This is a genomic window from Bradyrhizobium sp. (assembly GCF_049798375.1).
GTDB lineage: Bacteria > Pseudomonadota > Alphaproteobacteria > Rhizobiales > Xanthobacteraceae > Bradyrhizobium.
Map to the genome: position 1 here is coordinate 1 of NZ_JBARGP010000348.1, position 11,337 is coordinate 11,337.

Below are 11,337 nucleotides of genomic sequence, written 5' to 3' on the forward strand. Positions count from 1 at the left end.
GATTAAAAAGCCACTGTGACCCCTTGCCTGACGGCATTGATGCGGCTAGCGAATCCAGTCATGTCCGCCACTCCCCCCACCATCGTCTTCGATCTCGACGGCACGCTGGTCGACACCGCGCCCGACCTGATCAATGCGCTCAACCACGTTTTGGCGCGCGAGGGCCTGTCCCCGCTGCCGCTGGCCTCAGCCCGCAACATGATCGGCGCCGGCGCCCGCAAGCTGCTCGAACGAGGCCTGGAGGCCGAGGGGCGCTTGGTCCCGCCGGAGGAGATGAACCGCCTCGCCGCCGATTTCATCGCCTATTACGGCGACCATATCGCGGTGGAATCCCGCCCCTTCGCGGGGCTGGAGGATGCGCTCGATACGCTGGCCGCGCGCGGCTGCCGGCTCGCGGTGTGCACCAACAAGCTGGAATGGCTGTCGAACCGGCTCCTGGATGAACTCGGACTCTCCACGCGCTTTGCCGCGATCTGCGGGGCCGACACCTTCGGGGTGGCGAAACCGGATCCGGCGATCCTGCGCCAGACCATCCTGAAGGCCGGCGGCGAAATCGCCCGTGCCGTCATGGTCGGCGATGCCGGCACCGATGTCGGCGCCGCCCGTCGCGCCGGGGTTCCGGTGATCGGATGCACCTTCGGCTATACCGACGTGCCGATCGCCGAGCTGAATCCGGACAGTCTGATCCACCACATGAAGGATCTGCCGGCCGCGGTCGAAGCTTTGGGAACTTTTCGACACCCCACCTAATCAGCTGATGCCTCGAAGAAATCTACCGAAACGGTATTGTTAACCAGCTGTTGACGACGATTTGGCCACCGTTGCTCTACCGTTCCGACGCTCCTATGGTCGTCACGGGGAATGCGGCTCATGGCCGCAGCTTGGGTCGACCGGGTGGGGCAAATCATGCATCGTGTCATCGCGACTGCGTTGGCGGCAGCCAGCCTTGCGACTTGCCTTGGCGGCTGCTCCTCATGGTCACTGGATTCGCTCAAGTCGGGGGCGACCATGGTCGATATTCGGCTCGAATCGAGCCCGCCGGGCGCCGAAGCCAAAACCTCGCTGGGCCCGGGCTGCAAGACGCCCTGCTCGGTCGAGGTGCCCGCCCCCGATACCAGCTTCTCCGTCGCCTTCAGCATGGACAAGTTCCTGCCCGAGACCGTGCAAGTGCAGGTGACCCACAATACCGGCGCTTTCAACAGCGCGCCGCCGTACGTATTCGACCCCAATCCGGTGGTCGCGGGGCTGCAGCCGGCCCCACCGCCGCCGAAGCCCGCGAGACACCACCATCCGAGGAAGCCGCGGGCGGCGAAAACGGCCGCTGCGCCTGCGGCGGTACCGGCATCCGACTCCGCGTTCCCCGTTCCGAACGCCGCGCCGCACTGAGATCCGGCCCGAGCTTTGGACCGTAACCGATTGTAGCCACCGCCGATCGTGACTAGATTGACAGAAGCGCAAGTTTGCCGTGCCTCCGCCCGGCGGCTGTGGCGATAGCGCGATCTCAGGGCTTCCTCATGAGCGATGTGACGTTGACGGAGCAAGATGTGCTGACGCGCCCGATGACCGACCCGTTCGGGCGGTCGATCAGCTATCTGCGCGTCTCCGTCACCGACCGCTGCGACCTCCGCTGCTTTTACTGCATGTCAGAGGACATGACCTTTTTACCCAAGGCCGACCTGCTGACACTGGAGGAGCTCGACCGGCTCTGCACCGCCTTCATCAAGAAGGGCGTCCGCAAGCTGCGCCTGACCGGCGGCGAGCCCCTGGTGCGACGCAACGTGATGGGACTGGTGCGCTCGCTGTCGCGGCACCTCACGAGCGGCGCGCTGCACGAGCTGACCATGACCACCAACGCGACGCAGCTCGCCAAATACGCCGCCGAGCTCGCCGACTGCGGCGTACGCCGCATCAACGTCTCGCTGGATACCCTGAACCCTGAGAAGTTCCGCACCATCACCCGCTGGGGCGATCTCGACCGCGTGCTCGCGGGCATCGAGGCTGCGCGCGCCGCGGGCCTCGCCGTGAAGATCAACGCGGTCGCACTGAAGGGCATGAACGAGGACGAAATCCCCGAGCTCATGCAATGGGCGCATGGCAAGGGCATGGCGCTCACCTTGATCGAGGTGATGCCGATGGGCGAGATCGGATCTGGTCGTATCGACCAGTATCTGCCGCTGTCGCTGGTGCGCGCCCGCCTCGAGCAGCAGTTCACGTTGACCGATCTGCCTGAGACGACCGGCGGCCCGGCGCGCTACGTCCGCGTCAACGAGACCGACGGCACGCTCGGCTTCATTACCCCGATGACGCATAATTTCTGCGAGTCCTGCAACCGCGTCCGCGTCACCTGCACCGGCACGTTGCACACCTGCCTCGGCCACGAGGACGCCTCCGACCTGCGCAAGCCGTTGCGCGCCTCTGTGAGCGACGAGCTGTTGAGCGAAGCGATCGACCGCGCCATCGGGCTCAAGCCCAAGGGTCACGACTTCATTATCGATCGCCGCCACAACCGCCCAAGCGTCAGCCGGCACATGAGCGTGACGGGCGGCTAGCCTGCTGCATCATCCGGTTCTCCCTGCCGTCATTCCGGAGCATTCGCAAACCGAATGAACCCGAAAATCCATTGCATCTCAAATTCCGATATCAGCGGTGACGGCCCAGCGCCTGCGCAAACACGCCCACCAGCTTATCGGCCTGTGAGGCGCTGCCGCGCCAGGCGACGACCTGATCAGGCCGGATCAGGGCAAGATCGGCTTCATAGAGCGCACGCAAGGACGCGGGCAACGTCACCAGCTTGAGATCGGCGCCCCATACGTGCGCCGCTGCCAACAGCGGATCGACGGACGCGCCGTCGCCGAACTGCAGCAATGTCCACTCGAAGCCGAACAGGTCGTACAGCGAGATGCCGTCATCAAGCCAGGCATGCGGCGCGCGTCCGCCGGGACAGGCGCTCGGCACATAGACGTTGGCCGCATCCGGCGGCGGCAGGCTGCCATCGGACATGATGATTGGTGAGCCGTCATAACGTCCGCCGAAGGTGATGCCGGGAATGTTGAACTCGGCCCGCGCATGCTGCTCGAGATAGGCGCCTGCGACACGTCTGGCCTCGGAGCCTGCGACGCTGTCGTCCTCGGTCTCGGGCGCCGCCGTGAACCGTCCCAGCGAGTCGGCGAAGCGCCGAGCATAGTCGGTGTTGCGCAGCGCCACCGGGCGCCGCTCGACCTCGTAGCTGTCGAGCAGTGCCGCTGGGCTGACACCTTTGACGACGCTGGCGACCTTCCAGCCCAGATTGACGGCGTCCTCGATCGCGGTGTTGTAGCCCAGCCCGCCGGTCGGCGTGAACAGATGCGCCGCGTCACCGCCGAGGAACACCTTGCCCTTTTGCATTCCGTCCGCAACTAGCGCGTGCCCCGCGGTCCAGGTCTGGAACGACAGCACCTCGCAACTCACAGCCAGGCCGCAGGCGCGCTGGAACGCTGCTTTGGCCTCGGTGACAGTGATCGCGTTGGCATCCTCGCCCGGATGCAGCTGGGTGTGGAAGGCAAACTCGTCGCGCCCATTTACGCTCGCCATGAAGGCGCGGCGGTCGCGATTGAAGCAATTATACATCCACGCTTTCGCATGCGGCACGCGCGCGTAGAAATCGGACGAACGCAGGTAGACCGCCAGCATCCGGCCGCCCATAAAATCGCGTTGCGTCCCTCTTTCGCCACCATAGGCGATGCCGAGCGACTGCCTGACGAGCGAGCGGGGTCCGTCGGCGCCGACCAGGAAACCGGCGCGCACTTGCATGCGACTGTTGTCGTCGAGGCGCTCGATGTCAGCAACGATGCCAGCATCGTCCGAGACGTAGCTGATCAGCCGATGACCATAATGGAGCTGGATGCCCGGAAGCCGCTCGGCCTGACGGCGCAGCACGGCTTCGACGAATTTCTGCGACACCCGATGCGGCAGCTCGGCGGCGCTCCAGGAGCCGGAAAGACCCTTGACCAGCTCGCCTGCGCGTCCCGACGGCGGCAGCCGAAACCGCGCCAGCTCGTGGCCGGCAAAGCGGGTGAAGTAAGCCACATCGGTCGGATAGTCGGCGGGCAAGCCCGCCTGCCTGATCTCATCAGCGAAGCCGAGCCGGCGGTAATGCTCCATCGAGCGCGCCTGGGTCGCGTTGGCCTGCGGATTGAACGCCGTGCCGGGCTTGTCGTCGACCAGAACCGCGGAGACGCCGCGCCGGCCGAGCTCGTTCGCCAGCATCAGGCCGCACGGCCCACCGCCCGCGATCAGCACAGCGACCTCGACACGCGCCTCCACGACATCCTCCCTGCTCGTCCTGCCAGCGTCGGCCGACGGTAAGGCGGCCTGACGAGATCGTCAAGCTACCTGACGATCTCAGTCCGCGAGCGGATCGAAATCGGCGCCATAGATCGAAAGGCCGCGCAACAGCGCGTCCATGGTCGCTTTGCCGAGCTCGGCGCGCATCTCCTTTTCGGCCGTATCGACCGCGCTGCTGAACGCAGCGAGCCATTTCAGCCCCGATGGCGTGAACCTGACAATGCGTCCGCGCCGGTCGCTGGGATCGACGACGCGGTCCACCAGCTTCAGCTGGGCGCATTGATCGACCAGCTCGCCCATCGCCTGCTTGCTCATCGAGGCGCGCCGCGCCAGCTCGGTGAGCCGTGTCCCCTCCACGTCCAGATTGCGGGTCAGGCTGATATGCGCCATGCGGGTCTCACTATGTCCGCGCTCACCCATCAATGCGAGCACGCGGGCCTCGAACCGCCGCACCGCGTTGTTGAGCAGCCGGCCTGCATTGGCGTGCCGCCACGCCGTCCCGGATTTTGCAGCTTTCAATCGATTGGCCCTTAAAGAAACAGATCGAACTCTGCCTCACTCATCCCATGGAGTTCAAGAGCGGCGGCCGTCAGTCGCCGCGCCAAAGCCCTTTCGGCGCGCCCGCCATCGACGGGCTCCTCATCTTGTGCTGCGTCCCGCAATTGCCTATCAGCACTGTCCATGAAGGCAGACTGCAATCGGATGGACGTGAGACGCTCGTGATTCCCTGGAAGCTGATTGACACCGCAGACGTGCCCGGCGGCGGCGAGCAACTCCGTCTCATGCAGCGCGGCAATGATTTCACCATCAAGCTCGGTCAGAACGAATTGATGAACAGCCGGCTCTACGGGTCCGAGGAGGCGCTGGCGACGCTGAGCTGCGCGCGCATCAAGGCGCGACCGGCGCCGCGGCTTTTGATCGGCGGCCTCGGCATGGGCTTCACCTTGCGGGCCGCGCTGAAGGTGCTCGGGCCGCAGGCGCGCGTCACCGTCGCAGAGCTGGTCCCGGCTGTCGTCGCCTGGGCCCGCGGGCCGCTGGCCGCATTATCAGGCGAGAGCCTCGCCGATCCCCGCGTCGACATCCGCGAGGCCGACGTGGGTGCGATGATCGCCGCCGCGCGCGCTGACTATGATGCGATCCTGCTCGACGTCGACAACGGCCCGCAGGGCCTGACCCGGAAATCCAACGACGCGCTCTATGTTGCGGAGGGCTTGCGGGCCGCGTTCGGCGCTTTAAGTCCCGCGGGCGTGCTGGCGGTATGGTCGTCACACCCGGACGACCACTTCGCCCCGCGCTTGCGCAAGGCCGGCTTCGTCGCTGAGGAAATCAAGATCCGCGCCACTGGACGCGGCAGCAGCGGCGGCGCGCGTCACGTGATCTGGATCGCGACCCGGCCGGCGCGATAGCTCGTTGCTGATCGCCGAGCGCGACGCGCATCTTTGTTAGTCTTGACCAGCGGTCCAGATGCAGGTTGAGTTAAGTTGCCGTGGCATCGCTTAGTTGAACTACAAGATTACGGAACTAATAAGTTCCGTTAAAGCGCTCGGCAGAATTAACCTACGCTAATATTAACCTACTTAAACGCTTGTCCGGCTGCCATATTTACGCCATCAGCGGCTTCTTAAACCCAAACCTTGTCGGGATCATTCCGGCGTTAACTCAAGCCTGTCGGATCAATTCCGACGTTCTGCTGCCGACGTCTTGACGTCTTTTCGAGCGGCTCATCATCTGGTCGCGCTTCGCGGCAACATTCCCTCAACAGCAACGAAGGATAGGTACATGCGTAAGCTCGTCGCTGGACTAGCATTGTTCTGCTTATTTGGATCCAGTGCAGAAGCACGAACTCATCATCACCATCATCACGCTCATTACCGGCACCACGGGTATCGATATGCGCATGCGGGACGGCCGTCCGCCTGGTGCGGCTGGTACATGCGCAGTCAGGTGGGCCAGGATCCCGGCCCGCAATACAATCTCGCACGATCCTGGGCTCACTATGGCGTGAACGCCGGCGGTCCTCGGGTCGGTGCGATCGTGGTATGGCGCCATCACGTCGGCACCATCGTCGGCCAGCAGAACGGCCAATGGATCGTGCGCAGCGGCAATGACGGCCATGCGGTGCGGACACGTCCGCGCTCCCTCGCCGGCGCCATCGCCTTCAGGAACGCCTACGCGTCGATGTAGCAGCGATCGAACGTCCTCGCATCGAGCCGGGCCTCCAATGGTCCGGCTCGATCAATTTCAAGATGCACAATCAACCATCGGCCGCTCGCTTCGTGGCGCAGCGTCGTCGGGCGACCTCCGTCGCGGTGCATGGCCTTGCGCGGAAGCCAAGAAGCCGCGACTATCCACTCCGATTCAGAAGCAGCCGGGGGAATTCCAGAACCATGCAGTTTGATGATGTTGTCCTCGGTCGCCGAAGCATCAGGGGTTACAAGCCCGATCCCGTCCCCCGGGCGCTGATCGAGGAAATCATCGCGTTGGCGATGCGCGCGCCGTCGTCGATGAACACCCAGCCGTGGAATTTCACCGTCATCACCGGCGCGCCGCTGGATCGGATCCGCGCCGGGAATACCGAGCGCATGGTGGCGGGGGTGCCGCAGTCGCGCGAGTTTCGTACCGGCCAGGCCTTTGCGGGTCAGCATCGCGACCGGCAGGTCGGCGTCGCCAAGCAGTTGTTCTCGGCGATGGGAATCGCGCGCGACGACAAGGACAGGCGCCAGGACTGGGTGCTGCGCGGCTTCCGCCAGTTCGACGCGCCGGTCTGCGTGATCGTCACTTATGACCGCGTGCTGGACGGCAGCGACGACACGCCGTTCGATTGCGGCGCCGTGACCAACGCGCTGGTCAATGCCGCCTGGTCGCGCGGGCTCGGCGCCGTGATCAACAGCCAGGGCATCATGCAATCCCCCGTGGTGCGCGAGCACGCCGGCATCGCCGACGATCAGATCATCATGAAAAGCATCGCGCTGGGCTGGCCCGACGAGACGTTCCCCGCCAATGCGGTGGTGTCGGAACGAAAGTCTGTCGACGAAGCTGCGGTGTTCGTCGGCTTCGACGAGTAGGCACGAGCTTTGCGCAGGATCTCTTCTTCAAAGGTGCTACGCGGAGCTCACCCCTCCGGCACCCCTGCCATGCGCAGGCCCTCGCAGAGGCGGGCGCGGCCGGCGAGGTAAATCGGGTCGTCGCTCGCTTCACCCGCCAGGAAGCGCTGGATGGTGAAACCCGGGTCGAACACAAGTCCCGACTGCACGGCGGCCAAGGCCTCACTACGCCTGCCGAGTTGCGCGAGTACCGCGCCCAGCAGGAAATGCCCGATCGGCTGATTGCGGTTCGCCTCGAGGCTGCGGCTCATCCACGCCGCCGCCTCCGCATCGGCATGGAGCTGGAATTTGGCGAGGCCGAGAATCCACATCCAGCGGAAGGCGTGGATATCGCGGGGAGACAGCCGCAGCGCCTCGCGGATATGGGCCTCGGTTTCTCCGGCACGGCCGATGGAATATTTACCGATGCCGATCCAGGCGTGCGCATCCGCCATGTTACGATTCAGCGCCAATCCGCGTTCGCATTGCGCAATGCCTTGCGCGCCGCGGTTCGTGAAGATCTTGACGACGCCCAGAACCACATGGGCGGTGGCATGAGTGGGCGCGAGCGACAGCGCCTTGATGACGGCCCGCTCGGCACTGGCGAGGCGCGCGGCCCGATCGTCGGCCAGGAAGCCGGGTCCTAACGTCACATCAATGATGGCCATGCCGACCAGCGCCTCGACATGTCCGGGATCAAGCGCCAAGGCACGCTCGAAAAAGCCGCGCGCCTGCGCCGTGACGTCGGGGCTTATGCCTCGGTTCATCCAGGCCTTGCCCTGGAAACACAGGTCCATCACGTCGGGGTTCGGCGAGCGCTCGGCGCGCTGCGCCTCCGCCGCCATCAGTTCGGCATCCAACGTGTTGGCCAGCGAGGCGACAATCTCGTCCTGCATGTCGAACACATCGATGACCGGCTTGTCGAACCGCTCGGCCCATAAATGAATGCCGGTCGCGGCTTCGATCAATTGCACATTCATCCGAAGCCGCTTGCCGCTGCGCTGCACCGAGCCTTCGAGCACGTAGCTGACGTTCAAATCCCGCCCGACCTTGCGCACGTCGGGTGATTGGCCCTTGTAGGAAAAAGCGCTGGCGCGGGCGATCACGAGCGCGCCGGCGATGCGCGACAGATCCGTTGTCAGGCTGTCGGTCATGCCGTCGACGAAGTAATCCTGCTTGGGATCGCCGCCGATATTGGCAAACGGCAGCACCACGATGGACAGAGGCGGAGCCGGAGATGCGCCACGCGTCGCGCCATGGCCTTTGGTCCACGACACAATTCCGTCCCGGACCACGGCATAGGCGCGGACCGGACGGGCGATATTCTTCAGGCTCTGCTCGCCGACATCAGCGAATTGGACCGCGACCTTGTCGCGAACCTGGTCGTAGGCGGACGCCGAGACGCAGATGCCGCCAGGCTCTGCGATGCCCTCGAGCCGGACAGCAATATTCACCCCGTCACCAAGAATGTCATCGCCCTCGATCATGATATCGCCGAGGTTGATGCCGATCCTGAACTGCATGCGGGTGTCGGGCGGGATACCGTCGTTACGCGCGGCCATCGTCACCTGGAACGCAACCGCGCATTCCACCGCGTCGACGACGGACGGAAACTCCAGCAGCAGGCCATCGCCGGTGGCCTTGACGATGCGGCCGCCATGCTCTGTCACCAGCGCATCGGCGACGGCACGATGTTCGCGTAACGCCCGCACCGTTCCCGGCTCGTCGAGTCCCATCAGACGGGTATAGCCGGCCACGTCGGCGGCTACGATCGCCGACAGCCTGCGCCCGATCCGCTGTTGCTCCTGCACCATAGGAAGGCAGCCCTCCTCCCGCACACACCGTCATACGATGAATCCGACAGGTCTGCCAGCGTGGTCCAGCCGCGTGGAAGTGACAACCCTCGCTGGCGTACAGATGAAGAATTCTGAATTATGGAATTATGGTGCGAGCGTACCTATTCAGGCCGACCAGCCCTCCGCCGACGCCACGCCGTAGCGTTGCGCCGTGACCGGTCACCCCTGTCGTCCGCGGCAGTATGTCTCCCACATCGTTCGATAGGCCGCCTCGACAGTCTGCGTGTAGACGGCCGGGCTGCAGCGCCTGGCGATCAGATCGGGGAGCTGGTGGCGGATCGTCCTCAGCCGATCCAGCGTCGACCGTAACGCGATGTCCACGTAGTGATCATCATCGATAGCGGTCCAGTCGCTCATGTCGATCGCCGCAAGAAATCCGCCGCCGTGCCGGCTGGAGATGCTGTTGCCCAGTTTCGTCACGACCGGCACGCCCATATGCAGCGTTTCCCAGGTCGAGACTCCGCCGCCATGCGGAAACGGATCGAGGCAAATGTCGATGAGCCGATAGGCCGCCAGATGCTCCTCGCGCGAGGTCGGCCCGATCAGGTCGATGCGGTCAGATCCGATGCCGTGCGCCGCAAAATTCTCCAGCAGCCGGGCCCGGATAACGGCATCGCCGAGCAGAAAATCCTTGATCAGCAATCGGGCGGTGACATCCGTGCGCAGAATGCGCGCCCAGACCTCGAAGACGGCGCTGGACAATCGGCTCACCCGGGTGAAGACGCCGTAGGTGACATAGCCGTTGGCGATCACCGGCGGCTCGCAGGCACGCAAGCCCGGCGCCGGCGGCTCGATAATCAACGCGCATGGCAGATCGTGGATCTGCTCCGCAAACAGATGACGCACCTCCGGCGGCGCCCTGACCGGATCGGAGAACAGATAGTCCATCGTCGACAGGCCAGTGCCGGTCGCATCGCCCCACGCGGTGACCTGGATCGGCGCCGGCTTGCGCGCGAAGGTGCGCAACCGATTGCCTTTGGTGTGTCCCGAGAGGTCGATCAGGATATCGACTTGGTCGGCCCGGATGCCATCAGCGAGCTGATCGTCGGACCATTGCAGCACGTTACGCCACCGATCGGCAACCTGCCGGAACGAGGCCGTCACCTCGTCATCGACAGGTGAGGTGGAATAGCAGATCACCTCGAAGCGCGCTTTGTCATGGTTCTGCAGCACCGGCCGGAACGTATAGGCGGCGGAGTGCTGCCTGAAATCGCCGGACACGTAGCCCAGCACGATACGCCGGTGCGGGTCGGGATCGTTGGCGTGATCAGGCGGATGCCTCTCGGCAATGCCAGCCCCGATCCGGCGCCACCATTCCGACCGCGCCGCCTGGTGCTGCGCATAGCCGCCCTCGCAGAAATCCAATGAGAAGATCCGGCTCGTCAACGCGACCTCGTCGGCCGGGTTGATGGCGAGCGCGCGATCGAAGAACGCAACGGCCTCTTCTGCATTGCCGAGCAATGCGTGACATTGGCCGATCTGGGTCAGCGCTTTGGTGGAGTTCGGCTCGATCGCGACGGCGCGCTGGCAGGCCTCCAGCGCGTCGTTCACCTGCTTGCTCATCATCAACACGTTGGCGCGGCCGAGCCAGCCCAGCGCCAGGCCCGGATTGATCGCGATCGCCCGGTCGAAATCCGCGAGCGCCTCGCTGTTGCGCTTGAGGATGAGCAAGGTCTCGCCGCGATTGATCAGGATCGTGGTGTTGTCAGGCGCAAGCGCCAGCGCGGCATTGAATTCGGCAATCGCATTATCGGCGCGCCCCAACTCCTTGAACGCGCAGCCCCGATCGATCAGCGCCGCCACATGCGTGGGCTTCGCCGCCAGGATCTGATCGTAGCAAGCAATCGCATCGACGAACCGGCCAAGATGATGCAGCGCTTCGCCCTTGCTGATCAAGGCATCGAGTTGCTGCGGATCGTGCAGGATCGCGTTGTCGTAGCTCGCGACTGCGTCCGCGAAGCGCCCGAGCCGCGACAACAGCCTGCCCCGCTTCAGATGCGCGTCGACATAATCCGGCTTCAGCGCCAGCAGATCGTCATAGCAGGCCAACGCCTCGGCCTCGCGCTGCAGCGTGT

At 64.6% G+C, this 11,337-nt stretch carries 10 protein-coding genes and 1 pseudogene; 6 read left to right on the forward strand and 5 right to left on the reverse strand.

Going from position 1 to position 11,337, the window contains the following annotated elements:
* Positions 1–60 precede the first annotated feature (60 nt).
* From WA702_RS14655 to moaA, 3 genes are all read left to right on the forward strand, one after another.
* On the forward strand, positions 61–750 hold the full coding sequence (locus WA702_RS14655; RefSeq protein WP_425111253.1) for an HAD-IA family hydrolase: 690 nt from the start codon (positions 61–63) through the stop codon (positions 748–750).
* Between the two features lie 120 nt (positions 751–870).
* Positions 871–1,386: a hypothetical protein gene (locus WA702_RS14660; RefSeq protein ID WP_425111254.1), complete on the forward strand. Its 516-nt coding sequence runs from the start codon at positions 871–873 to the stop codon at positions 1,384–1,386.
* Positions 1,387–1,514: 128 nt separating this feature from the next.
* On the forward strand, positions 1,515–2,549 hold the full coding sequence (gene moaA, locus WA702_RS14665; RefSeq protein WP_425111255.1) for a GTP 3',8-cyclase MoaA: 1,035 nt from the start codon (positions 1,515–1,517) through the stop codon (positions 2,547–2,549).
* A gap of 91 nt (positions 2,550–2,640) precedes the next feature.
* Here moaA and WA702_RS14670 read toward each other — a convergent pair whose 3' ends face one another.
* Positions 2,641–4,302 (reverse strand): FAD-dependent oxidoreductase, encoded by a 1,662-nt coding sequence (locus tag WA702_RS14670; protein ID WP_425111256.1) that lies wholly within the window; start codon positions 4,300–4,302, stop codon positions 2,641–2,643.
* A gap of 78 nt (positions 4,303–4,380) precedes the next feature.
* Positions 4,381–4,842 (reverse strand): MarR family winged helix-turn-helix transcriptional regulator, encoded by a 462-nt coding sequence (locus WA702_RS14675; RefSeq protein WP_425111257.1) that lies wholly within the window; start codon positions 4,840–4,842, stop codon positions 4,381–4,383.
* Positions 4,843–5,042: 200 nt separating this feature from the next.
* On the opposite strand from WA702_RS14675, the gene WA702_RS14680 reads away from it, so the two are divergent.
* The 3 genes from WA702_RS14680 to WA702_RS14690 all read left to right on the forward strand — a co-directional run bounded on the left by WA702_RS14680 (position 5,043) and on the right by WA702_RS14690 (position 7,388).
* Positions 5,043–5,729 carry a spermidine synthase gene (locus WA702_RS14680; RefSeq protein ID WP_425111258.1) on the forward strand — a complete coding sequence of 229 codons (687 nt, stop codon included), beginning with the start codon at positions 5,043–5,045 and terminating at the stop codon, positions 5,727–5,729.
* Between the two features lie 526 nt (positions 5,730–6,255).
* On the forward strand, positions 6,256–6,507 hold the full coding sequence (locus tag WA702_RS14685; RefSeq protein ID WP_425111259.1) for a hypothetical protein: 252 nt from the start codon (positions 6,256–6,258) through the stop codon (positions 6,505–6,507).
* A gap of 203 nt (positions 6,508–6,710) precedes the next feature.
* Complete coding sequence (locus tag WA702_RS14690) at positions 6,711–7,388, forward strand: nitroreductase (RefSeq protein ID WP_425111260.1); 678 nt, start codon at positions 6,711–6,713, stop codon at positions 7,386–7,388.
* A 47-nt stretch (positions 7,389–7,435) separates the two neighbouring features.
* Here WA702_RS14690 and WA702_RS14695 read toward each other — a convergent pair whose 3' ends face one another.
* The 3 genes and pseudogenes from WA702_RS14695 to WA702_RS14705 form a co-directional block, all read right to left on the reverse strand.
* Entirely contained in the window at positions 7,436–8,617 is a 1,182-nt protein-coding gene (locus WA702_RS14695; RefSeq protein ID WP_425111262.1) for a tetratricopeptide repeat protein, read from the reverse strand.
* A 171-nt stretch (positions 8,618–8,788) separates the two neighbouring features.
* Positions 8,789–9,220: pseudogene (locus WA702_RS14700) on the reverse strand (adenylate/guanylate cyclase domain-containing protein); the annotation flags it as partial.
* Positions 9,221–9,421: 201 nt separating this feature from the next.
* A partial coding sequence (locus WA702_RS14705) for a tetratricopeptide repeat protein (protein ID WP_425111261.1) occupies positions 9,422–11,337 on the reverse strand: 1,916 nt, incomplete at its 5' end.